The sequence below is a fragment of the Azohydromonas aeria genome (genome assembly GCF_009760915.1).
GTDB lineage: Bacteria > Pseudomonadota > Gammaproteobacteria > Burkholderiales > Burkholderiaceae_C > Azohydromonas > Azohydromonas aeria.
The window spans coordinates 22120-44924 of sequence record NZ_VIDQ01000003.1; the positions used below are offsets into that span (position 1 = coordinate 22120).

The 22805-nt window shown below is 70.8% G+C and carries 16 protein-coding genes and 3 pseudogenes; 5 read left to right on the forward strand and 14 right to left on the reverse strand.

The window, feature by feature from the left end:
* Positions 1 to 27: 27 nt before the first annotated feature.
* Both FJ694_RS03235 and FJ694_RS03240 read right to left on the reverse strand, forming a co-directional pair.
* Complete coding sequence (locus tag FJ694_RS03235; RefSeq protein WP_157264294.1) at positions 28 to 3009, reverse strand: PAS domain-containing hybrid sensor histidine kinase/response regulator; 2982 nt, start codon at positions 3007 to 3009, stop codon at positions 28 to 30.
* A 113-nt stretch (positions 3010 to 3122) separates the two neighbouring features.
* Positions 3123 to 5819, reverse strand: a complete 2697-nt coding sequence (locus FJ694_RS03240; RefSeq protein ID WP_198320707.1) for a hybrid sensor histidine kinase/response regulator — start codon at positions 5817 to 5819, stop codon at positions 3123 to 3125.
* 202 nt (positions 5820 to 6021) lie between these two features.
* Between FJ694_RS03240 and FJ694_RS03245 the strand changes: the two genes are divergently transcribed.
* On the forward strand, positions 6022 to 7740 hold the full coding sequence (locus tag FJ694_RS03245) for an FAD-dependent oxidoreductase (protein ID WP_157264296.1): 1719 nt from the start codon (positions 6022 to 6024) through the stop codon (positions 7738 to 7740).
* Positions 7741 to 7764: 24 nt separating this feature from the next.
* Here the strand turns inward: FJ694_RS03245 and wrbA are convergent, their stop codons facing one another.
* From wrbA to trfA, 3 genes are all read right to left on the reverse strand, one after another.
* Entirely contained in the window at positions 7765 to 8364 is a 600-nt protein-coding gene (gene wrbA / locus FJ694_RS03250) for an NAD(P)H:quinone oxidoreductase (RefSeq protein WP_157264297.1), read from the reverse strand.
* 135 nt (positions 8365 to 8499) lie between these two features.
* Positions 8500 to 8730 carry a cupin domain-containing protein gene (locus FJ694_RS03255; protein WP_157264298.1) on the reverse strand — a complete coding sequence of 77 codons (231 nt, stop codon included), beginning with the start codon at positions 8728 to 8730 and terminating at the stop codon, positions 8500 to 8502.
* Positions 8731 to 8915: 185 nt separating this feature from the next.
* Entirely contained in the window at positions 8916 to 9770 is an 855-nt protein-coding gene (gene trfA, locus FJ694_RS03260) for a plasmid replication initiator TrfA (RefSeq protein WP_157264299.1), read from the reverse strand.
* 1668 nt (positions 9771 to 11438) lie between these two features.
* On the opposite strand from trfA, the gene FJ694_RS03265 reads away from it, so the two are divergent.
* A complete protein-coding gene (locus tag FJ694_RS03265; RefSeq protein WP_157264300.1) occupies positions 11439 to 12071 on the forward strand; it encodes a nucleotide-binding protein in 633 nt (210 codons plus the stop codon).
* Complete coding sequence (locus FJ694_RS03270; protein ID WP_157264301.1) at positions 12068 to 13123, forward strand: ParB N-terminal domain-containing protein; 1056 nt, start codon at positions 12068 to 12070, stop codon at positions 13121 to 13123. The genes FJ694_RS03265 and FJ694_RS03270 overlap by 4 nt, the downstream gene beginning before the upstream one ends.
* 538 nt (positions 13124 to 13661) lie before the next feature.
* Here FJ694_RS03270 and FJ694_RS03275 read toward each other — a convergent pair.
* Positions 13662 to 14711 carry a pyridoxamine 5'-phosphate oxidase family protein gene (locus FJ694_RS03275; RefSeq protein WP_157264302.1) on the reverse strand — a complete coding sequence of 350 codons (1050 nt, stop codon included), beginning with the start codon at positions 14709 to 14711 and terminating at the stop codon, positions 13662 to 13664.
* A gap of 12 nt (positions 14712 to 14723) precedes the next feature.
* A complete protein-coding gene (locus FJ694_RS03280; RefSeq protein WP_232539880.1) occupies positions 14724 to 15389 on the reverse strand; it encodes a glutathione S-transferase family protein in 666 nt (221 codons plus the stop codon).
* A gap of 76 nt (positions 15390 to 15465) precedes the next feature.
* Here FJ694_RS03280 and FJ694_RS03285 point away from each other — a divergent pair, with 76 nt between their 5' ends.
* Positions 15466 to 16398, forward strand: coding sequence for a LysR substrate-binding domain-containing protein (locus FJ694_RS03285; protein ID WP_157264303.1), 933 nt, complete (start codon positions 15466 to 15468; stop codon positions 16396 to 16398).
* Here FJ694_RS03285 and FJ694_RS03290 read toward each other — a convergent pair.
* On the reverse strand, positions 16386 to 17357 hold the full coding sequence (locus FJ694_RS03290) for a LysR family transcriptional regulator (protein ID WP_157264304.1): 972 nt from the start codon (positions 17355 to 17357) through the stop codon (positions 16386 to 16388). The genes FJ694_RS03285 and FJ694_RS03290 overlap by 13 nt on opposite strands.
* A gap of 231 nt (positions 17358 to 17588) precedes the next feature.
* Positions 17589 to 17861 (reverse strand): annotated as a pseudogene (locus tag FJ694_RS03295) (integrase core domain-containing protein); the annotation flags it as partial.
* On the opposite strand from FJ694_RS03295, the pseudogene FJ694_RS03300 reads away from it, so the two are divergent.
* Positions 17857 to 18144, forward strand: a pseudogene (locus FJ694_RS03300) (integrase core domain-containing protein); the annotation flags it as partial. The pseudogenes FJ694_RS03295 and FJ694_RS03300 sit on opposite strands and share 5 nt — an antisense overlap.
* A gap of 39 nt (positions 18145 to 18183) precedes the next feature.
* Here the strand turns inward: FJ694_RS03300 and FJ694_RS03305 are convergent.
* The 5 genes and pseudogenes from FJ694_RS03305 to FJ694_RS03325 all read right to left on the reverse strand — a co-directional run.
* Positions 18184 to 18406, reverse strand: a pseudogene (locus tag FJ694_RS03305) (IS110 family transposase); the annotation flags it as partial.
* Positions 18407 to 18549: 143 nt separating this feature from the next.
* Complete coding sequence (locus tag FJ694_RS03310) at positions 18550 to 19986, reverse strand: aldehyde dehydrogenase family protein (protein ID WP_157264305.1); 1437 nt, start codon at positions 19984 to 19986, stop codon at positions 18550 to 18552.
* A 51-nt stretch (positions 19987 to 20037) separates the two neighbouring features.
* Positions 20038 to 21006, reverse strand: coding sequence for an NAD(P)-dependent oxidoreductase (locus FJ694_RS03315; RefSeq protein WP_232539887.1), 969 nt, complete (start codon positions 21004 to 21006; stop codon positions 20038 to 20040).
* Positions 20937 to 21911: a branched-chain amino acid ABC transporter permease gene (locus FJ694_RS03320; RefSeq protein WP_157264307.1), complete on the reverse strand. Its 975-nt coding sequence runs from the start codon at positions 21909 to 21911 to the stop codon at positions 20937 to 20939. The genes FJ694_RS03315 and FJ694_RS03320 overlap by 70 nt, the downstream gene beginning before the upstream one ends.
* Positions 21908 to 22795: a branched-chain amino acid ABC transporter permease gene (locus tag FJ694_RS03325; RefSeq protein ID WP_157264308.1), complete on the reverse strand. Its 888-nt coding sequence runs from the start codon at positions 22793 to 22795 to the stop codon at positions 21908 to 21910. The genes FJ694_RS03320 and FJ694_RS03325 overlap by 4 nt, the downstream gene beginning before the upstream one ends.
* Positions 22796 to 22805 lie beyond the last annotated feature (10 nt).

Here is a 22805-nt window from a genome sequence, read left to right on the forward strand (position 1 = left end):
CGGGAAGCGCGCGCGGCGCCGCCTGCGCTACCCCTCCTGGCCGTGCGCCGCCTCGACCAGCGCCGCCAGCCGCTGGTCCAGGTCCTCGACCAGGGCCTGCAGCGCCGGCGCGGGCACCGGCTGGCCCGGCGCCGCATCCGCCAGGCTGCTTTCCAGCGCTGCCGCCGTCGCCGCGATGCCGCGCGCGCCCAGCGTCGCGGCCGCGCCCTTGATGGAATGCGCCAGACGCCGCGCCTGCGCCGTGTCGCCGCCGCCGGCCAGCCGCGCGATGCGCTGCGCGTCGCCGCCGTGGTGCTCGCAGAACACGCGCAGCACGGCCACGTAGCGATCCTTCATGCCCAGCAGGTTGGCCACCGCCTCGTGCACGTCGAACTGCGGCAGCCGCTCCAGCCGGGCCAGCACCGCGTCGTCCCGCGACAGGTGCCCCCAGGGCTCGGGTTCAGGCTCGGACACGGGCCGGGCCGTTGCCGGCGCGGCCGGTGGCGCATCGGCCGCGGCCTCGGCGCCGGCCGTCTCCGGCAGCCAGCGGTCCAGCGCCGCGTACAGCGCGGCGGGCTCGACCGGCTTGGGCACGAAGTCGTTCATGCCGGCCTGCAGGCAGGCGTGGCGGTCGTCGTCGAAGGCGTTGGCCGTCATGGCCAGGATCGGCAGCGTCGCGAAGCGCGCTTCGGCGCGCAGCAGCCGCGTGGCGTCCAGGCCGTCGACCACCGGCATCTGCACGTCCATGAGCACCAGGTCGTAGCCGCCGCTGCGCGCCATTTCCAGCGCCACCTGGCCATCGGGCGCGACGTCGGCCTGGATGCCCGCCGCCGTCAGCAGCTCCACCGCCACCTCGCGGTTGATCTCGTTGTCGTCGGCCAGCAGCACCCGCGCGCCGGCGTGGCGGTGGCGCAGCCGCGACTCGGCCTCGGCCTGCTCAACCGTGGCCGTGGCCACCGGCTGGCCGCGCCGCAGCCAGGCCGTGAACCAGAAGGTGCTGCCCTGCCCCGGCGCGCTGCGGGCGCCGGCCTCCCCGCCCATGAGCGCCGCGAAGCGCCGCGTGATGGCCAGGCCCAGCCCCGTGCCGCCGAAGCGGCGGTTGGTGGACACCTCGGCCTGCTCGAAGGACTCGAACAGCCGCGGCAGCACCTCCGGCGCGATGCCCACGCCCGTGTCCTGCACCTCGAAGCGCAGCAGCACCCGCCCGTCCGCTTCCTCGCGCAGCGGTGCCACGCGCAGCGTCAACCCGCCGCGGCCGGTGAACTTCACGGCGTTGCCGGCGTAGTTCAGCAGCGCCTGGCGCACGCGCGACTCGTCGCCGTGCAGCCACGGCGGCGCCGCGGCGGCGTCCACCGTCACCGACAGGCGCTTGGCCGCCGCGGCGCTGCCGATCATGGAGGTCACGTGGTCGAGCATCGCGGCCAGCGAGAAGTCGTGCTCCTCCAGGTGGAGCTTGCCGGCCTCGATCTTCGAGAGGTCGAGGATGTCGTTGATGATCGACAGCAGGTGGCGGCTGGCGCCCTCGATCTTCTTGAGCCGGTCGGCCTGGCGCGGCGTCGTGGCCTCGCGGCCCAGCAGGTGCGTCAGGCCCAGGATGGCGTTGATGGGCGTGCGGATCTCGTGGCTCATGTTGGCCAGGAACGCGCCCTTGGTGCGGCTGGCGGCCTCGGCCGCGTCGCGCGCGGCGGCGAGTTCGGCCGTGCGCCGCTGCACGCGCCCTTCAAGCGTGGCGGCCAGCTCCGCCAGCCGCGCCTCGGCTGCCTTGCGCGCGGTGATGTCCACCGAGGCGCCGATGATGCCGATGACGTTGCCCCGGGCATCGCGGAAGGGTGCCTTGGTCGACAGCCACACCGCCGGCGTGCCGTCGGGCAGATCGACCTGCTCCTCCAGCTGCTCGGCCGCGCCGCCGTCCATCACGCGGCGGTCGTTGGCCATGATGGCCGCGGCCTGCGCCGGGTCGTCGAGGTACTCCAGGTCGGTGCGGCCGAGGATGGCCTCCAGCGGCTTGCCGACCACCGCGGCCACGCCGCGGTTGGCCACCAGCATCCGGCCGTCGCGGTCCTTGGCGTAGACCACGCCGGGCACGGCCTCGGCAAAGGCGCGCAGCCGCTCCAGCGCCTGGTCGCGCTCGGCCTCCAGCGCGCGGCGCTGGCCCACGTCGAGCAGCACGCCGGGGAACCGCAGCGGCTCGCCGCGCGGGCCCAGCTCGACGCGGCCGTTGGCCTGGATCCAGCGGTACACGCCGTCGCGCCCGCGCACGCGGTACTCGTGGCTGTAGGGCCCGCCGCGGCCGATCACCTCGGCGATGGCCGCGCGCAGCCCCTCCAGGTCGTCGGGATGCACGGTGGCGATCACCTGCTCCAGCGACAGCCCGCTGCGGCCCAGCGCCGGGTCGATGCCGAAACTTTCGGCAAAGCGCTCGTCCACCGTGAAGGCGTCGGTGGGCAGGTCCCACATCCAGGTGCCGATGATGGCGCCCGCGGCCAGCGCCAGCTGCACCCGCTCCGCGGCCACGCGCGCGTCGTCGCGGCTGCGCACCAGCGCCGCCTGCGCCGCCTCGTGGCCGCGCACGAGCTCGTCGATGTCGGTGGCCGAGACGGTCCAGGCCGACACCAGCCCCCCGGCATTGCGCCGCGGCACGGCGCGCAGCAGGTGCCAGCGCCACGTGCCGTCGGGGCGGCGCAGGCGGCAGCGCGCCTCGGCGGCGCCATCCGGCGCGCCCGCCGGGCGCGGCCAGGCCGCCGGGTCCGGGGCTAGGTCGCCGGGATGGACGGCGGCGCGCCAGCCCGGGCCGGCCAGCTGCGCCCGGCGCAGGCCGGTGGCACGCTCCCATGCGGCGTTGAACCAGGTGCCCGCGCCCGACGCGTCGGTTTCCATCACCAGGCCGGGCACCGTGTCGGCAAGGGCGCGCCAGCGCGTCTCGCCGGCGTCCGTGTGCGGACCGGCCGCGTCCGGCGGGCCGGCGTCCGCGCCGTGGCGGCCGGCCGGGTATGCCGCCCCGGCATGTGGGTCATGAGGATGTACTGACATGCGGCGTGCGCTTGTTGTGCTCCCACTCCGACCAGCGGCGTTGCCTGCCGCCGGCCCCGCAAAGCCCCGGGCAATCCCCGGACCCGCCGGGCCGATCCGCGGCGCGGCCCAACTCAGCCCCGCCCAAGCAGCGCGTCGAGCCGCTGCAGGAACTCGGGCACGTCGATGGGCTTGGTCCAGAAGTCGGCAAAGCCGGCGGCACGCGCCCGCGCCACGTTGTCGGGCATGGCGTCGGCCGACAGCGCGATGCAGCGCAGCGCGCGCGTGGCGGCGTCGGCGCGCAGCCGGTGCAGCACCTCGACGCCCGACATGTCGGGCAGGTTCATGTCGATGAGCACCAGGTCGGGCCGCAGCTGCCGCGCCAGTGCCAGGCCAGCGGCACCGTCGGCCGCCTCCAGCAGCGTGCAGTCCGGGCGCAGCTCCAGGATGTGGCGCACCAGCAGCGCGTTGACCGGGTCGTCCTCGATGTAGAGCACCGTCGCGGCGGGCACCGGCTCGGCCACGGCCGGCGCCGGCCCGGCGGACTGCGGGCGGGCCCCGGGCGCTTCGGCAGGTTCAGCCGCTTCGGGCGCTTCGGGCACTTCAGCCGCTCCGGCCGCCTGCGGCAGCTCCAGCGTGAACACGCTGCCGCCGCCCTCGCGCTGCGCGGCGCGCAGCTCGCCCTCCATGAGCTGCGCCAGGCCACGGGCGATGACCAGGCCCAGGCCCGCGCCCTCGATGTCGGTCTTTTCCGCGCCCAGCCGGTTGAAGGGCTGGAACAGGTGCGCCATCTGGTCGTCGCTCAGGCCGCGCCCGGTGTCGGCGACCTCGACCAGCACCCGGCCCGCGGCCGCGCGCGCCGACACCTGCACCCAGCCGCCGCGCAGGTTGTACTTCACGGCGTTGGAGGCTAGGTTGAGCAGCACCTGCTGCAGCCGCAGCCGGTCGGCCGTGACGACCAGGCCCGCGGCGCCGGCCTCGTCGATGAGACGCACCCCGGCCGCGGCGGCCTGCGGCTCCAGGCTGTCGAGGCTGGCGCGCACCACGCCGCGCAGCGGCACCGGCTGCAGCGCCAGCGGCATGCCGCCGGACTCGACGCTGGTGAGGTCCAGGATCTCGTTGATCATGGCCAGCAGGTGGCGCCCGGCGGCGTGCACCTTGTGCAGCCGGCCCGACTGCGCCGCCGGCAGCGGCGCCTCGGTGTCCATCTCCATCATCTGCGTGAAGCCCAGGATGGCGTTGAGCGGCGTGCGCAGCTCGTGGCTCACGCGCGCGAGGAACCGGCTCTTGGCCGCGCTGGCCTGCTCCGCGGCGCGGCGCGCGGCGCGCTCCTGCTCGGCCTGCGCGCGCTCGGTGACGTCGCGGAAGTACACCGTGATGCCGCCCTCCGACGGGTAGGCCGTGACCTCGAACAGCGTGCCCAGCGGCATGTACGGCTCCTCGAAGCGCACCACCGAGCGGCTGGCCATGCAGCGCTCGTACTCGGCCTGGAAGCGCGAGCCCACGGCGTCGGGAAAGGCCTGCCAGATGTTGCGGCCCAGCAGCGCCTCGCGCCGGCGCTGCAGGAAGGCCTCGGCCTGCCGGTTCACGTAGGTGAAGCGCCACTGGCCGTCGAGCGAGAACAGCCCGTCGGTGATGCTCTCCATCGTGGCCGACAGCCGATCCGCCAGCGCGCGCGCCTCGTGCTCCAGGCGCTTGTTGTCGTCGATGTCCACCGAGGAGCCGTACCAGGCGTTGGTGCCCACCGCATCCACCGCCACCGGCAGCGCGCGGATCAGGTGCCAGCGCCAGGCGCCGTCGGCGCGGCGCAGCCGGTACTCGATCTCGAAGGGCTGCAGCGCGGCGCAGGCGCGGCCCCAGCGCGCCACCACCTCGGCCTGGTCGTCGGGATGCACCAGGCCGAGCCAGCCGTCGGGAATGAGCTCGGACACCGGGCGCCCGGTGTAGCGCGCCAGCAGCGAGGACGCGTAGTCGAGCACGCCGTCCTGGCGCGCGGTCCAGACCACGATGGGCATGGACTCGGCCAGCAGCCGCCAGCGCTGCATCTGCACGTGCTGCTCGGTGTCGTCGCGGAAGTAGACGGCCAGTCCCTGCGCCGAGGGGTAGGCGGTGACGTCGTGCCAGCGGTTCTGCGGCGGGTAGTGGTAGTCGAGCCGCCCGGTGCGGCCGCTGTCCAGGGCTGCGTGGTACATGCGCTCCAGCGCCGACCCGACCGTGGCCGGGAACGCCTCCCACACCGTGCGGCCCAGCACCGCGCCGCGGTCCTGGCCGAGCAGCCGCTCGGCGGCGGCGTTGAAGTAGAGGAAGCGCCACTCGCGGTCGAGCAGGTAGAAGGCGTCGCTGATGCGCTCCAGCGTGGCTTCGAGCTGGTTGCCCACCTCGTGCCCGGCCTCGACGGCTTCCACGTGCTCGGTGATGTCCTGGAAGATGCCGTGCACGCCCACCACCGCGCCGTCCGCGCCGCGCACCGCGTGGCCGACCGAGCGGGTCCACAGCGCGCGGCCGTGGCGGCTGGAGAACTGCAGCACCAGGTCGTAGGCCGTGCCCTCGCGCAGGCAGCGGGCGAAAGCGTCGGCAATCGTGGCCTGGTCCGACGGCACGAACTGCGCGATCACCTGCGCCGCCGTGGGCGCCTCGTGCGGCTCGAAGCCCAGGATGCGCAGGTACTGCGCGTCGCCGTGCAGCGCCTGGTGGCCCACGTCGAACTCCCAGGTGCCGAGCTGGCCCATGGCGCAGGCCCGGCGCAGCCGCTCGTTCTCGGCCTCGAGCGCCGCCAAGCGCTGCTGCAGCTCGGTGGCCGTATGAGGCAGGCTCGGGGAATCGTCGTTCATGCGTGGTCGTGGCGGCCCCTGGGCCGGGCGTCTCCCTGGACATCGCCGGAAAGTCCCGGGCCGTTCAACCCGGGGCGACGGGCAAACCGGGTGCCGTCGCGCCCGGCGCAGTGCGACGCGGGCAGCTCCCTTCCCGGAGTGGGGCCGCTGCCGCGGCGCCTCCTGGCGCTGCGGCACGATGCCCGCGCCAGGAGGCGCGCGCATGACCGAAGACATTCCCCCCTCTCCCCTGCCTCAGGCCCAGGCCGAGGCCGCCCCGAGCGAGCTGCTCTCAAGGCGCCACCAGATGTTCCCGCTGCTGACGGCGGCGGAAATCGCGCGCATGCGCCGCTTCGGCGCGCCCTGCGCCTGGGCGCCAGGCAGCCTGCTGCTGGAGTCCGGCCGGCCCGGCGCCGGGCTGTTCGTGGTGCTGCGCGGCGCCGTCGAGGTGTGCCAGCGCGACGGCCTGGGCCACGTGGTGCCGATCATCCGCATGGGGCCGGGCCACTTCGTGGGCGAGGTCGGCTCGCTCACCGGCCGGCCCTCGCTGGTGGACGCGCGCGCCGAGGAGGAGGTCGAGGCGCTGTTGCTGGCGCCGGAGCAGCTGCGCGCGCTGATCATTGCCGAGGCCGACCTGGGCGAGCGGCTGACGCGGGCGCTGATCCTGCGCCGCGTCGGGCTGATCGAGTCCGGCGCCAGCGGCCCGGTGCTCATCGGCCGCCCGTCCTCGCCCGACGTGCTGCGGCTGCAGGCTTTCCTGCGCCGCAACGGCCATCCGCACCAGGTGCTCGACGCCGGCACGGATGCCGGCGCCGCGGCGCTGATGGCGCAGTCGGGCGCGGCGCCCGACGAGGCGCTGGTGGTGTGCCCGGACGGCTCGGTGCTGGTCAGTCCGGAAGCCGAAGCGCTGGCACGTTGCCTGGGCATGGTGGACGACGCCGGGCTCGACGCCATCTTCGACGTGGCCATCGTCGGCGCCGGCCCGGCAGGCCTGGCCACCGCGGTGTACGCCGCGTCCGAGGGGCTGGACGTGGCGGTGCTGGACTGCCGCGCCTTCGGCGGCCAGGCCGGCGCCAGTGCCCGCATCGAGAACTACCTGGGATTTCCCACCGGCATCTCCGGCCAGGCGCTGGCCGGGCGCGCCTACGTGCAGGCGCAGAAGTTCGGCGCGCGCATGCTGATCCCGGCGCAGGCCACGGGGCTGCGGTGCGCGCGCGAGGCACAGGGGCACGCACTGGCACTCTCCCTCACCGACGGGCGGCGGCTGCGCGCGCGCTGCGTCGTGGTGGCCAGCGGCGCGCGCTACCGCCGCCCGGCCGTGCCGGACCTGGAAAGCTTCGAAGGCCGCGGCGTCTGGTACTGGGCCTCGCCGGTGGAGGCGCGCAGCTGCGCCAACACCGACGTGGCGCTGGTGGGCGGCGGCAACTCCGCGGGCCAGGCCGCCGTGTTCCTGTCGCAGCATGCCGCGCGCGTCTACATGCTCGTGCGCGGACCGGGCCTGGCGGCGACCATGTCGCGCTACCTGATCGACCGCATCGAGGCCACGCCCAACATCGAGCTGCTGCCGCACACCGAGGTGGCCGCGCTGCACGGCGACGGCAGCGAGGGCCAGGGGCTCGAAGCCGTCACCTGGCGCGACAGGCGCAGCGGCGCGGAGCACCGCCACGCGCTGCGCCACCTGTTCCTCTTCGTCGGCGCCGACCCCGAGACCGACTGGGTACGCGACTGCGTCGAGCTCGACGGCCATGGTTTCGTGCGCACCGGACCGGACGTGACGGCGGGCGCAGGCACCGCGCGCGCGCCGCTGGAAACCAGCGTGCCGGGCGTGTTCGCGGTGGGCGACGTGCGCGCCGGCTCCGTCAAGCGCGTGGGCGCGGCCATCGGCGAAGGCGCCGCGGCGGTGGCGCAGATCCACCAGGCGCTGGCAGTGCTGCGGGGCTGAGCGCCCCGCGCGGGAGGAACAGCCTCAGCCGAACAGCTTCGCCGCCGTGCGCGCCACGAGCTCGCCCTGGAAGCGCGCGCCGTCGAGCTCGGTTGGCGAGGGCTGGCGCGAGCCGTCGCCGCCGGCGATGGTGGTGGCGCCGTAGGGCGCGCCGCCCACGACCTCGTCGAGCTTCATCTGGCCCTGGAAGCTGTAGGGCAGGCCCACCACCACCATGCCGAAATGCAGCAGGTTGGTGATGACGGAGAACAGCGTCGTCTCCTGCCCGCCGTGCTGCGTGGCCGTGGAGGTGAAGGCCGCGCCGACCTTGCCGTTGAGCGCGCCGCGCGCCCACAGGCCGCCGGTCTGGTCCAGGAAGGCTGCCATCTGCGAGGCCATGCGCCCGTAGCGCGTGGGCGTGCCCACGATGATGGCGTCGTACTGCTCCAGCTCGGCCACGCTGGCCACCGGCGCGTCCTGGTCGAGCTTGTAGTGCGACTTGCGCGCCACTTCCTCCGGCACCGTCTCGGCCACGCGGCGGATGTCCACCGTGGCGCCGGCGCCGCGCGCGCCCTCGGCCACGGCCTGCGCCATCTGCTCGATGTGCCCGTAGCTGGAGTAGTAGAGAACCAGGACCTTTGCCATCGGAAACCTCCTGAGGAAAAAGCGCGGGCGCTTGCGCCCGCAACAAGTGCGACGCGGCTTGGGGCAAGCCCCGCGCCCGCGCGCCATCGGACCGGAGAACGCGGCGCGGGTCAAGCCGCGCCGCGACCCTTGCGCCTACAGCCGCGCCAGGTCAAACACCGGCACCCCGGTGCCCTGCCCGCGCGCGGGCTCCAGCCGCGTCTCGCCGTCAGGCACGTGGCTGGCGATCTCTGCGTCGCGGTGCCCGTGCGTGCCCAAGCCCATGTGCGCCGGGTCGCAGTGGTCGGCCAAGGAGAAGCCGTGGCGGCTGTCGAGCCCGCCGTGGTGGACGTGGCCCCGGTCCGACGACTTGCGCAGCGCGAGCATGGTGGCTCCTTTCGTTCGGCGCTTTCGATGAAGGCCCGCAAGGCCGTTTCCTTGCGGCATGGCGCCATTGTGTTGACGTCCATCAAGCTGGAACGCGAGCCGTTTCGATGCTCAGGTTCGATCGCTTCGAACGTGGCGACGGGCCGAAAGAAACCCGGCCTGGGAGCCGGGCGTCGGACGCGGAATCAGGCCACGGGCAGGACCCTGGCCGCCTTGCCCTTGGTGCTGCGCGTGACGTGGACGATGTCGCTGCCGTCGATGGTCCAGGCGTCCAGGAAGCCTTCCGTGACGAGCTGCTGCAGCGCCACGCGCAGCGCCTTGCGGAAGTCGGTGAGCCGGGCGGCGCGCGAGCCGGTGAGGCCCTTGAGCGTCTCGACCTTGAGCGGGTACGGCGCCTCGTGGGTGGAGAAGTAGCTGTGTAGGTACTTGGCCAGGGCGCTGCGCAGGCGCAGCCGCTGTTCCCACCAGACCTGCGTGTAGGTGCTGGGCCCGAACAGCTTGATGATTTCCGGCTCCAGCCACACCGTCCACTTCGACTTGGGCTCGTCGGCGCCGGCGGACTTGCCGGTGAACTTGCGCAGCAGCGCGCCCTGGTAGAGGTAGAAGCCGTCGCTGCCGCCGGCGTCGGAGCTGAGCCGGATGCTGGTGAACTGCAGCCGGTCGAAGCTGGCCTTGAGGCGGTTGTAGCCCTCGACGCTGCGCTTCCAGCCCAGCTCCTTGAGGAAGGAGTACGCGGTGAAGCTGACCGCCTCGCCCAGCGGCCGGCAGCGCGCCAGGTGGATGAGCTGCAGGAACACGTCCTCGTCGTCCTGGCGCAGCTCCTCGCCACGCACCGTCAGCACCCAGCCGGCCAGCGTCTGGATGGTGCGGTGCTCGCGGTAGAAGCTGCGCGGCTCGTTCTGGTTGCCTACCGTGAACAGCGAGGACCGGGCAATCGGGTTGGGCAGGCCGCGCACGCGGTCGTGCCACAGCGGCAGCTGTGTCGGCTGCACGGCCACGGGCAGGCGCGGGTTCGGCGGTGAGCTTCGGTCCTGTGGCATGGCGTGGGCGGTGACGCGGCGCGGGCGGGTTCGGGGTGGGAGTCCGGAGGCGATGCGGCCCCTGGCGGTGAGCGCGGCATCCACCGCCGCCGTCCCGGGGTGGGAGTCCGAAGGCGAGCGGCGGCAGCGGCATCGCCCGAACACCCCAGGCACCGGGGACGCCGGCCGAGTGTCGGGGAGCGCTGGAGCGAGCCGCAAGCCTACAACGTCGCCCGCTGACTCCCGATGCACGCCTGCTGACTCCCGGCACGGCCGGCTGCAAGCCGCGGGCACGCCTTCGGACTCCCGCCTGTGCGCCCGGCACCGCGTGTTCACGCCCCCTGGCTCCCGCTGCACGGCGGCGCGGCCCACCACGGGCGCCTGGGGAAGCCCCTGCCGCGGTGCGGCAGCGTCCTCCCACGCCCGCCGACTCCCGCCAGCGTGCCGGCGCAGCCGAGTCCACGCCTGCTGACTCCCGGCGCAGCGCCATGGCGGGGCTCCCTGGGCCTCGCCTTGCGGCTCCCAGCCACCTCGGCCTGCGCCGGCCGATGCCGTGCCGGGCCCGGGGAAGCGGAACACAGGGAGCCAGAAGGCGAATGTCGGCGCCGCCGCGACAGGCCCGCGCGGGTGTCCGTCGGCGCGGACAGGTCCCAGCAACGCCTCCTGACTCCCGGTGGCTTCGTGCCGGCTGCCGCGGCGTCGCGACCCGACCGCGGCATGGGAGCCATTGCAGCCCGAAGCCCGAATCCGTCACGGCCAAGGCCCCTTCTGGATGCCCGGCGTGGCCTGGCCGGGGCGTCACTCGGTGGGAAACACGCCTTCTCGCTCCCGGTGGCCGGCGATTCAGGAAGGATTCAAGGAGGATTCAAGAGGATTCGATGCTGTGGACAAGCCAGGCAAGTGCTTGTCGTACAAAGTGCTTCTGACTCCCACCCGGGAGTCGGAAGGCGTGCCCGCGGGAGTCAGGGGACGTGACGGGCGGGAGTCAAAGGGCGAGAGGACCGGGAGTCAGCAGGCGGGCGACGGCGTGCTTCTGCATGCCGTCGGCGGGAGTCAGCGGGCGGCCTTACGGGAGTCAGCGGGCGTGGCTGTGGATAACTGCGGTCTGCCGCCGTGCGTGACGCCTGCCCGGGGAGCACGGCGGCAGCCTCGCCCGCGTGGCCCGCGACGATGGCGCTGCTCCCTGTGCACGGGCGTTGCACAGTGCAACTCCAGCGTGGCCTGGCATTGTCCGGTAGCCGGTAGCCGGTAGCCGGTGGCCGGTGGCCGATCCGGGCCGGCGAGGCAGCGGCGTCCATGCGCTCACGGCAACCTGTTGCCTGATGGCAGGCTGAAAGGTTCCGTCGCGCGGGTTGCCGTCTCCGTTGCCCGGAGCGTGCCCGGCGCTCGGCCGTGGTCACGGCCACATTTCCATCCGACTGCCCCAGCTGCCACGAAGCCGGGGCCGCCCTCGGTGCAGCTTGGGACGTCCCAAGCCTCTGCGCGGTGCGGTTGCCGGGACCCGGCTTGCGCCGTCGCTTGTTACCGTTGGCGGGAGTCTGGGCGCGACGCCTTGGGACGTCCCAAGGCGTCGCGCCCAGGCGACAGAATTGGAGCGATAACGCTGTTTTTGTCGACATCCAGCGCAAGCGGGCACTGCCGCCGCGGCATGGCGCTCCAAAATCCGGCTCACTGGAGGTCAAGGTGATATTGACGATTGCAAACATCAAGGGAGGCGTGGCCAAGAGCACCATGGCGGTGTGCCTGGCGACGATGGCGGCGTCCGAGGGGGCCTCGGTCGTGATCGTGGATGCTGACGACAAGGGCACCTCGACCGACTGGGGCAACGCCCGCAGCGAGGACGGAGTGGAACCGGCCATCAACGTCGTGGGCGTGATGCGCCAGTGCGCGCGCACCATCGCGGCGCTGGCGCGCGAATACGATCTGGTGGTGGTGGACATCGGCGCGGGCAACAAGGCCGTGATCCGTGAATGCGCCGAGATTTCCAACCTGGTGCTGCTGCCCTGCGGCCCGATGCAGCCGGAGATTGCCCGCACCGTGCAGACGCTGTCGCTGCTGCAGGACGTGCAGGTGCCCGTGTTCGTGCTGCTCAACCGCGTGGCGCTGCATCCGCGCGCCAAGGAGACGCAGTTCGTGCGGCAGCAGTTCCGCGATGCGGGCGTGCGGGTGTTCGACGCGGTGCTGCCGCGGCGCAAGGTGTGGGAGGCCACCGGCAACGGGCTGGCGATCCACGAGTTGTCCGGCGCCGAGGCCGCGGTGGCCGAGATGCGCGCGGTGTACGACGAGGTCGTGCGCCGCATCGACGCGACGGAGGCGGCATGAGCCTGAAGCAGAAATTCCGGCCGATCCGGCTCGATCCGCAGCGCGTGGCCCGAGCCGAGGCTCTGGGCGCGGAGGTCGGCGCGGCCGACGCCATCGTCGTCGAGGTGCCGCTGCCAGCACAGGACGCACCGGTTGTGCTGCCTGCCGTGGTGCCCACCGAGCCGCCCGCCGAGGGCGGCGGGTCCGAGGCGGTGGCCGCCCCCATGGCACCCGCGCTTGGGACGTCCCAAGCCGGCACGGCCACGATGCCGGACGCGTCATGGCAGGTCGGCGGCGTGTACGAGGTGCCGCACGAGCGCATCCGACCCAATCCGGTCAACCCGCGCTTCTTCTACACCGCCGAGGCGGTGGCACGCATGGCCGAATCGCTGCGCGCGGAGGGGCAGGCCACGGCGGCCACGGGCTACGTGGAAGGCGAGCACGTGGTGCTGATCGAAGGCCAGACGCGCCAGAAGGCGAGCCAGCAGCTGGGTTGGCCGACGCTGCGCATCGAGATCCGTCCGCGACCCGAGAGCGTACAGGCGCTGTACGAAGCGGCGCGCGCGGCCAACGATGCGCGTACGAACCCGTCCAACCTGGACGAGGCGCTGCGCTGGAAGGAGTTGCTCGACAGCGGCGTTTATCCGAGCCAGCGCAGCCTGGCCGCGGCGCTTCGCATCAACGAGGGCGATGTGAGCCGGGTGCTGTCGCTGTCGCGCATGCCGCAAAGCATCCTGCAGGCGCTGGCCGAGGTGCCGGCGCTGCTGCACGCGCGCACGCTGGCGTCCATCCGCGCCTACTGGGAGAGCTGCGGCGACGACCGCACGCTGGAACTGGTGGCGCAGGCGCGCAGCCGCGGCATGGGTTTTCGCGAGATCGACAACTTGCGCAAGGCGGCCGAGAAGGGCCCGACCCGGCGCCCGCATGCCTCGCGGCAGAAGGTCGCTTTCGGCGGCGGTCGCGGCGAGATCAAGACGTTCGAGGACGGGCGCATACAGCTGTTGATCGAGGGCCTGAATGCCGACGAGGCCCGCGAGCTGCAGCAGCGGCTGCAGAAGGCGTTGAAGGCCTGAAGCGGCGCCGGATGCGTTTCCATCGGGCCGCTCGCAGAAGCGGGTGCTGCGGGGCGAGCCTCCGGTTCCCGTTGCTCGATTGCAGGGACGCGAGGGGCGGCCAAACCGCCGTCCCGCGCCAGTGAGTGCCCGGTGCATGGGGGCGGCGCCCGTGGCGCCAGTCCTGTCCCGATCCGCCGCTGCGAGCACGCTCATGCCGGCCCATGCCGGCGGAAGCTGTGTGCCAGGGCCGCAGACTGGAGTCACATGCCGTGAGGTGCGAAGCTACAGGCGTGATGAACCGACCGTGCTGTGCCAACCCCTTGTCAAGCCTGCCCAATGGGCAGGGAAAAGCAGCGGCACGTACTGCTGACGATGTTTTTTCATGGTAATGATAATGCGCCTTATCAATTCTCATAATCAATGTTTGCCTTGGACCTTGCTATCGCGAAAACGTCAGCGCCTATCCCGACGGAGCATCTCAACCGCTGCCGACTGCTGCGTCGCCGCTTCCCACCGCGGCGACACAGTCTCCGGGCTATCGCCTGGGCGCTACCTTCTAGCTGGCGCCGCCAAGGTCTTGCAGAGTGCGGCCGGGAGCGGCAACCGCCATGGCATCCCATGACCCTGTCGACGCCAGCTGCGCGGCATAGCCCACGCTCGCCGCGCGCAGCGGCCATGCGCGTGGCCGCCACCGGGCCTCATCTACGCGGAACTTCAGCAGGCGTCGCGCGCCGGCGAAGGCCGCCAGCTCTTTGCCCTCCCAGATCACTTGCGCCTCGCCGGTGAGTTGCAGCAGGTGGCCCTGCGCGAAATCCACGAACAGCAGGCCGGCGCGCGGGTTCACCTGCAGGTTGCCCAGCGTATTGAAGAAGAAGTTGCCCACGAAGTCCGGTGAGGTCAGCACGGTGTGCCCGTTCTCCTGCGTGACGCGCACGAAGCCCGGTTTGCCCCCACGATGCGACACGTCAACGCCGCCGTTGGCCGCCGTGGACCCCAAAGCCGCATCGGCTGCGGCTGTGGCGATGAAGAAGGTGTCTGCCTGCGCAATGCAAGCCGCGGCTTCGGCAGCCAACGGCCCGGTCGTCACGAGGGCCGGGCCGGATGCCGGGGTTTCCGGCTGCAGCCGCAGCTCGCGCGCCTGGATGTACTTCGGGCAGTTGCCGAAGCTTTGCTGCACCTGGACGCCGAAATATCCCTCGCCACGCTCAACCACCGGGCCGTTCATCCGGTTGCGACGCCGGGTGGCCAGCTCGATGCCGAGCAGCCCAACCTGCACGCCGGCTTGCACTGCATCGGTCAGCGCGTCCTGCGCATGCGGCAGCGCGGCGATGCGCAGGCTGTAGGCATCGGGCGCGGTGATGAAGCCCGGCTCGCCAGCCAGCATCGATGCCCAGGGGCGTTGCGCGCTGTCCAGTGCACCGAGCAGCATGAAGGGCAGCTTCTGGAACAGTTCGCGGTGCTCCTCGGGCATGTGGTCGCGAATGACGCGGCGGCCAATCTGCTGCATGCGATCCAGCACCCCGACGCGCGCCTGCAGGGCCTGCTCGCCGGCGTGGAAGGGGGCATCACCTTGCGGCCGGCCGGTGTTCGGAAAAGTCTCGCTCATCGCAGAAGCTCCTCAGGCTGCCGGCGGCTCGGCCGTCGGGTTGCGAACCATGCCGACGAAGCGGGGCAGGGCTTCGATGCGTTCTAGCCAGGCTCGCACGTGCCCATAAGGCTGCAGTGACACGCCGCCTTCAGGCGCGTGCGCCGTGTAGGTGTAGAGCGCCACGTCGGCAATGGTGGGGCCATGGCCCACGAGGAAGGGTTGCGCGGCCAAGTGCGCGTTCATCATGGCGAACAGCTGCGCGGCGACTTCGTGGCGCTGGGGATCGCGGGGGCGCGAGAACACTACCTCCACCCGCGCCAGCCCGGGCCCTGCATGGAGCGGTCCGGCCGCGATGCCGAGCCAGCGCTGGACCTGGGCCATGGCTTGCGGCTCGGTGGGCAGCCAGTGCCCGCCCTGGTCGTAGTGGCTGGCCAAGTACACCAGGATCGCGTTGCTGTCGGCCAGCGTGAAGTCGCCGTCATCGATCACCGGTACCTGTCCCAGCGGGTTCAAGGCCAGGAACTCGGGCCGCTTGTGCTCACCGCGTGCCAGGTCCACGTCAATGACCTCGTGCGGCAGCCCCAACAGCGACAGGAACAGCCGGACGCGATGGGCGTGGCCTGATAGCGGATACCCGTATAGCCGGATGACGCGGTGGTTGTCCATGACGACCTCCAGGAAAGCTGAGACAGGCATCCAAGGTATCCGTTGCGGCTGATGAACTGAACGGCCGTCACGGACACTTCACTATTTCAATCACTGAAATGATGCAATGTCCGAACTGATGAACTTGCGCGTGTTCGTCGCCGTGGCCGAGGCGGGCGGGTTCGCGGCGGCTGCGCGCCAACTGTGCCTGTCCGCGCCTGCCGTCACGCGCTCCATCGCGGCGCTGGAGCGGCACCTGGGGGCACGGCTGCTGGAGCGCACCACGCGCAGCGTGCGCCTGACCGAGGTGGGCGAGCGTTTCCTGGCCGACGGCAAGCGCATCCTGTCCGAACTGGATGAGGCCGAAGCCGTGGCGCGCGGCGCGCATGTCGAGCCTCAGGGGCTGCTGTCGATCACGGCGTCGGTGCTGTTCGGGCGCCTGCACGTCGCCCCCATCCTGTTGGACTTCCTTCACCAGCATCCCAGGGTCAGCGTGCGCACGCTGTTCGTCGATCGCATCGTGAACCTGGTCGACGAGGGCTTCGACGTCGCGGTGCGCATCGCCGAACTGCCCGACTCCGGCATGACCGCCGTCCAGGTGGGATCGGTGCGGCGAGTGACCGTCGCTTCGCCGGCCTACCTTGAAGCGCACGGCGAGCCGCTTGCGCCCGAGGAGCTGGCCGGCCACCAGGCGATCGGCTTCACGCAAACCGGCGTGGGCGGCACGCATTGGACCTTTTCGCAACCAGGCGGCGGCTCGCACACCGTACAGCCCCACATGCCGTGGATCACCAACCTGGGTGAGGTGGCCATCGAGGCCGCCATGGCCGGGCACGGGCTGACGCGGGCGCTCTCATACCAGGTGGCCCGGCCGCTGGCGCAAGGGCAGCTGCGCGCGGTGCTGCAGGCTTGGGAGCCGCCGCCCGTGCCGGTGCACTTGGTCTATCCGGCCGGGCGCAAGGCGGCCGCCAAGGTGCGGGCCTTCGTTGACTTCGCAGCACAGCGGCTGCGTGCGGAGCCGGCGCTGCATGGGCCGGGCCTGGGCCATCACGATGCATAGGCCTGCGCCACGGCACGAACTTCGCCCAGCAGCCAGAGGCACGCGGCATCGTGATCGTTGCGCCGATGCCAGACCGCCCGGAGCACTGTTCCAGGCGCGTCGTAGGGCAGCTGGCGAACCAGTATCCGGCTGCTCGCGGCAAACTCCTGCGCCAACGTTTCTGGAACGATGGACAGCATGTCCGAGTCGATGAGCAGGCTCGGGATCGCGGGCGAATGCGGCACGGTGACCCGAATGTTGGGCGCCAGGCCGGCATCCTTCAGGGCTTCCTCCAGCGAACGGCGGTCGAACATTTCCGACTGGCGCGCAAGCCCTCTCTCCACGATGAAGCCACCGACGGCACCTTCATCGTCGCCGCCGACAGAGACTGCGAGGAGCGGGTATCGGGCCAGATCCTCCAGCGTGAAACGGCGACGCGCGCCAGGGTGTCCCTTGGGCATTACCACCACTTCCTTCAGCGTGGCCAAGCTGTGGCAGCGCAGGCGACCAGGGACTTCGGCAAATAAGCCGATCGCCAGGTCGATGCACCCGACATCGAGCTGCTCGGCCAGGTCGAGCCGCGTTGACGGCTGGACGACCAGCGTGATGCCTGGCGCCCCTGTCCCGAGGCGTCGGCTCAATCGGGCAACGAACACCGCGGTGATGTGATCGTTGGCAGCGATGGTGAAGCGCCGCGTCGACCGCTGAGGATCAAATGGCTGTACGCCCAGCGATTGCTTGATGCGGGTCAGGGCCTCACGCAGCAGGGGCGCCATCGCCAGCGCGCGTGCCGTGGGCTCCAGCCCCTTGCCTGTCCGTACAAACAACTCATCGCCGATTGCTTCGCGCATGCGTGCCAGGGCATGGCTCACGGCCGACTGGCTCAGATGCAGGCGCAGTCCGGCACGGGCCAGGTTGCGCTCCTCCAGGATGACGTCGAGGACCCGGATCAGGTTCAAGTCGATGCGGTCAAGGTTCACCGGTCCCCCGCGTTGGCGAATCGAACGGGCTGCAATGTGCCGATGCACCTTCTACCCAACGCGCCGGCTGCCGGAACGACGAAGGGGAGGGCTTAAGCCTGTTTGCCGCGGCGGTCGTGCGAACCAAGCCGCCAGGACGAGTTGCACGGCGTGCATGGAGCAGCTGCACAGATGCCGCTTCCGTAACACCCGCCCCCGCCTGGGCTTCCCCCGGTTCTCCGGACGCCTTTGTTAGCCCTGTAGCTTCTGTTCGAACTGGACTGGGCTGACGAAGTCCAGCGTCGAGTGTCGGCGCTGCTGGTTGTAAAAGCGCTCGATGTAGTCGAACACGTCTGCGCGTGCCTCATCGCGACTGCGGTAGACCTTGCGGCTCACGCGCTCGGTCTTCAACGTGCTGAAGATGCTTTCCATGGCGGCGTTGTCCCAGCAGTCGCCGCGACGGCTCATGCTGCAGGTGATGCCCTGGTCCTTAAGCAGCGTCTGGAAGTCTTCGCTGGTGTACTGCAGTCACGAGTTCCAGAGGGTCCTGCGTGGCTATGGCATGCGCTCATCCATGAGCCGTAAGGGAAACTGTTGGGATAACACCCCGACGGAAAGCTTGTGGGGGCACCTCAAGGTGGGCAGACTGCACGGCCGCAACTTCGCGACGCTGCGCCAGGCAATGGACGAGGTCGTTGCCTGGATGACCTTCTACAACTACCGCCGGCTGCATTCCTCGCTGGGCTACTTGAGCCCTATGCAGTACGAGCAACGCTGGCATGCGGCACAGCACAAGAACGCCGCATAGAACGACGGCTAAGAACTACGGGAAACAGGGGCAAGGTCACTTCACCGTATGACCCAGCGCTTGCAGTTTGCGGGCCCAATGCCCAATGGTGGGCGCCGCCGCATGCCTCCATACCGATGACACAGACAGGCAGGTTAGCGAAGAACGGCAGGAGCTGATCGCGCCGCAGCTGCTTGCGCAGCACAGGCTTGCCGTGTTCGTTTGCTCCATGAACTTAGAAAACGTTCTTGGCCAGGTCAAGGCCAATCGTCGTTATCAACACATTTCGTCTACCAAGAGCGAGAAAGGGATACGCCGATAGTTCGGCTCGGCGCACGCCCCGCAGGGCGGTTCGCTGCACCCTGCAGCCTGCCAGTCCTCAGGAAGCACCCAAAGCCGCTGCTGACCGCTACACCTATCGTCGCGCTACAGCCGGATGATCACGGACTTCGGTTGGGTGTAATGGGCCAACGCGTCCAGGCCCTGTTCTCGGCCATAGCCGCTTTGCTTGTAGCCCCCGCACGGGTTCTGCACGAAGCCGCCGCCGTACTCGTTGACGACGATACGTCCAGCCTCCAGCTTGGCAGCGACGCGGTGCACCCGGCCGACGTCGCGGCTCCAGATGCCGGCTGCCAATCCAAAGGGCGAGTCGTTGGCGATGCGCACCGCGTCAGCCTCGTCCTCGAAGGGAATCACGCACAGCACCGGGCCGAAGATCTCCTCGCACGCCAGCGGCATGTCGTTGCTCACACCGGTGTAGATGGTGGGCTCGATGAACCAGCCGTCCTGCAGCCGCTCCTCGCGCGGCAGGTGGCCGCCAATGGCCGGCTTGAGCCCGGCGCGGGCCGCCATGTCGAAGTAACCCAGGATCTTCTCGTACTGCTGGCGCGTGGTGATCGGCCCGGCCGTGGCGTCGAACTCGGGTCCGACCCGGACCTGCCGCACCGATTCCACCAGCCGCGCGACGAAGTCGTCATGGATGCAGCGCTGCACCAGCAGCCGCGTGCCCGCGGCGCACCACTGGCCGCTGTTCCAGGTGAAAGCGCGTGCCGAGCCCGCCGCCGCCGCTTGCAGGTCGGCGTCGTCGAAGACGATGTTGGCCGACTTGCCGCCCAGCTCCAGCGTCAGCGGCAGGATACGATCGGCCGCGATGCGTCCCAGGGCCTGCCCGGCGCGCACGCTGCCGGTGAAGGAGATCTTGCGCAGGTGCGGGCTCTCGACCATCGCCGGCCCGATGTCCGGTCCCTCGCCCAGTACCACGTTGAGCACGCCCGGCGGCAGCCCCGCTTCGTCCACCGCCAGCCGCGCCAGTTCAACCAGCGAGCCCGGCGTGTGTTCCGACGGCTTGGCCAGCACGGTGTTGCCGGCCGCCAGCGCCGGGGCGATGGCGCGGGCTGCCTGGTGCAGCGGCGCGTTCCACGGCAGGATCACGCCGACCACGCCGAAAGGCTCGCGCCGCACGTACGAATGGTACGCGGCCCCGACATCGACCAATTCGCCGTCCATGGCGCCTGCCAGCCCGCCGTAGTACTCGAAGAACTGGGCGACCAGGTCGATCAGTGAGCCCATCTCCCGGCCTGGCTTGCCGGTCTCGCGGGATTCGATGTGGCCAAGGCTTCCACCATGGCGTCGGATCACGCGTGCAAGTTCCACCAGGTGGCGCCCGCGCTCGGTGGGACGCAGTTCGCGCCAGGCCTCGAAGGCGGCCGCGCAGGAAGCGGCCGCCTGGTGGACCTCTGCGGGCGAGCTGCAGGCGACCTCGGCCGCCTTCTGGCCGGTGCGCGGGTCGAACTTGTCGACGTAGCGTCCTTGTGCGGCAGGCACGGACCGCCCGTGCACGAAGTTCAGGATTCGGGCGTGCATCGTCATCTCCTCGGGTCTGGATCGTGTGAGACGGGGAGCCAGGCTCGGCCGCTATGCCGTGCGCTCGATACGCGCTTCGGCCAGCATCTCCAGCTCCTGGGCCACGCGAGTCATGTCCTCGGCGCCGTGGCCCGCCGCGATGGCGCGGTCGAAGAACTGCTTGGACACGGAAGCCGCGAAGCTGGGCACGCCCACGGTCTCGGCTTCGGACAGGAACAGGCGCAGGTCCTTGCGCATGAGGTCCATGCGGAAGCCGAAGTCGAACTGCCGATCGAGGATCGTCTTGCTCACGATCGCTTCGCTGGCGAAGCTGCGCGCCGTGCTGGCGTTGAGCATGTCCAGCAGCACTTGCGCATCGAGCCCACTCTTGATGCCGAAGAGCACCGCCTCGCAGGTGGTGGTGAGCGTCGAGGCGACGATCATGTTGTTGACCAGCTTGAGCACCTGGCCCATGCCGGGCCGAGCTCCTACGTGCACCACGTTGCGCCCGAAAGCCTGGAACACGGGCTCGCAACGCCTGTAGGCCGCCAGGTCGCCGCCAACCATCACCGACAGCGTCCCGGCTTGGGCACCTGCCACGCCGCCGGCCAGCGGCGCATCGAGCGAGGCGATCCCCTGCTCGGCAAGCACTTGCGCGAGCCGGCGCGCAACGCTAGGGCCGGTCGTCGAATGATCGACGACGATGGCGGCCCGCTGCCCGTGGCGGATCCCGGCGTTGCCCAGCACCACCTGCTCGACGATGTCCGGCGTCGGGACGCACACGAGCACGATGTCCGCGTTGTCAGCCACGTGGCGCGGCGTCTCGCAGCGGGCCGCGCCATGCATCGCCACCGCCGCGACGGCATCGCTGTCCGGGTCGCACACGAACACCTCGTAGCCGGCCTTCAGAAGGTGCAGCACCATGCGCCGCCCCATGGCACCCAGGCCGATGAAACCTACGGCATCCTTTGTCATTGCGCTGTCTCCTTTCCTTGCACTGTGGTGATCAGCAGCGCGCGCATCCGCTTGCGCCGCAGGAATTCGTTGAGCTCGCCGACGATGCCCTTGCGGAAGAGCATCACGACCGCGATGAAGATGGCGCCGGTGATCGCGACGATCCACGAACCGACGTCCGTGAGGTAGTGCCCCAGGCCGGTCACGAAGAACGCGCCGACGACCGGACCGACGATGGTCCCGAGGCCGCCTAGCAGCGTCATCAGCATCACTTCGCCCGACATGTGCCAGTGCGCGTCCTGCAGCGACGCCACCTGCAGCGCGAGCACCTTGATCGAGCCCGCCAGACCCGCCAGTGCCGCGGACAGCACGAACGCGAGGAGCTTGTAGCGGTCCACGTCGTAGCCAAGCGAAACGGCGCGCGGCTCGTTCTCGCGGATGGCCTTGAGCACCTCGCCAAAGGGCGAGTGGACGATGCGGTGAATGAACCAGAAGCCCGCTGCGGCCACCGCGGCGACGACGTAGTACATGGACAGGTTGTCGTCGAGGGCCACCAGGCCGAACAGCGTTCCCCGGGGCACGCCCTGGATGCCGTCCTCCGCGCCCGTCCAGGGCGCCTGCACGAAGTAGAAGTACACCAGCTGCGCGAGCGCCAGGGTGATCATCGAGAAGTAGATGCCCTGGCGCCGGATGGCGAGGCTGCCCATGGCCCAACCCATCGCCGCGGCCACCAGCACGCCGGCGCCGACAGCCAGCGGCATGGCGATGGCGTATGCCTTGGCGAGGTGAGCGGTGGTGTAGGCCGCCGCGGCAAAGAAGGCCGCATGGCCGAAGGACACCAGCCCGGCAAAGCCCAGCAGCAGGTTGAAGGAACAGGCGAACAGCGCGAAGCACAGCGCCTTCATCAGGAAGACCGGGTAGAGGGCTGTCGGGGCCAGCAGCAGCGCCAAGGTTGCCGCGGCGCAGCCGAGCCACGTGTACGGGGACGTCATGCCTGCCTCCCGAAGAGCCCCGCGGGGCGAACAAGGATCACGACCACCATGACCAGGAAGACGACGGTGGTCGCGAACTGCGGATAGAAGACCTTGGCCAGCGCTTCCAGCACGCCCAGCGCCAGGCCGGTGACGATGGCGCCGAGCACCGAGCCCATGCCGCCGATGACCACCACCGCGAAGACGACGATGAGCAGGTTCGATCCCATCAGCGGGCTGACCTGCGTGACCGGCGCCGCCAGCACGCCGGCCAGTGCCGCGAGCGCGACGCCCGCGCCATAGGTGGCCGTGACGAGCGCGGGCACGTTCACGCCGAATGCCTGGAGAAGGCGCGGGTTCTCCGTGCCGGCCCGCAGGTAGGCGCCAAGCTTCGTGCGCTCGATGACGAGCCAGGTGGACAGGCAGATGGCGAGCGAACCGGCCACCACCCAGGCGCGGTACACCGGCAGCACCATGAAGCCGAGGTCGATGCCGCCGGCCAGGGCCGGCGGTGGCGCGTAGGGCAGGCCGGAGGAGCCCACGGCATTGAGCAGCACGCCTTCGAGCAGCAGCGCCACGCCGAAGGTGAGCAGCAGCCCGTAGAGCGGGTCCGCCTTGTAGAGTTTGCGCAGCAGATGCCGCTCGACCAGGGCGCCGGCCACGCCCACAATCAGCGGCGCCAGCAGCAGCGCCATCCAGTAGCCGATGCCGGCCCAGGCCAGGCCGGCCCAGGCGAGCAGGGCGCCGCACATGTAGAAGGCACCGTGGCTGAAGTTGATCACCCGCAGCACGCCGAAAATCACCGCCAGCCCCAAGCTCAGCATCGCGTAGAACGAGCCGTTGACCAGCCCGATCACGACTTGGCCCAGCAGGCCGGGGATGGGAACACCGAACAGAGTGTCCATGGCCATCGTC

Coding starts and splice junctions, on each gene's coding strand:
- FJ694_RS03235 (WP_157264294.1), bottom strand. CDS start 3,009: ATGTCAGTACATCCTCATGACCCACATGCCGGGGCGGCATACCCGGCC.
- FJ694_RS03240 (WP_198320707.1), bottom strand. CDS start 5,819: ATGAACGACGATTCCCCGAGCCTGCCTCATACGGCCACCGAGCTGCAG.
- FJ694_RS03245 (WP_157264296.1), top strand. CDS start 6,022: ATGACCGAAGACATTCCCCCCTCTCCCCTGCCTCAGGCCCAGGCCGAG.
- wrbA (WP_157264297.1), bottom strand. CDS start 8,364: ATGGCAAAGGTCCTGGTTCTCTACTACTCCAGCTACGGGCACATCGAG.
- FJ694_RS03255 (WP_157264298.1), bottom strand. CDS start 8,730: ATGCTCGCGCTGCGCAAGTCGTCGGACCGGGGCCACGTCCACCACGGC.
- trfA (WP_157264299.1), bottom strand. CDS start 9,770: ATGCCACAGGACCGAAGCTCACCGCCGAACCCGCGCCTGCCCGTGGCC.
- FJ694_RS03270 (WP_157264301.1), top strand. CDS start 12,068: ATGAGCCTGAAGCAGAAATTCCGGCCGATCCGGCTCGATCCGCAGCGC.
- FJ694_RS03275 (WP_157264302.1), bottom strand. CDS start 14,711: ATGAGCGAGACTTTTCCGAACACCGGCCGGCCGCAAGGTGATGCCCCC.
- FJ694_RS03280 (WP_232539880.1), bottom strand. CDS start 15,389: ATGCCTGTCTCAGCTTTCCTGGAGGTCGTCATGGACAACCACCGCGTC.
- FJ694_RS03285 (WP_157264303.1), top strand. CDS start 15,466: ATGTCCGAACTGATGAACTTGCGCGTGTTCGTCGCCGTGGCCGAGGCG.
- FJ694_RS03310 (WP_157264305.1), bottom strand. CDS start 19,986: ATGCACGCCCGAATCCTGAACTTCGTGCACGGGCGGTCCGTGCCTGCC.
- FJ694_RS03320 (WP_157264307.1), bottom strand. CDS start 21,911: ATGACGTCCCCGTACACGTGGCTCGGCTGCGCCGCGGCAACCTTGGCG.
- FJ694_RS03325 (WP_157264308.1), bottom strand. CDS start 22,795: ATGGACACTCTGTTCGGTGTTCCCATCCCCGGCCTGCTGGGCCAAGTC.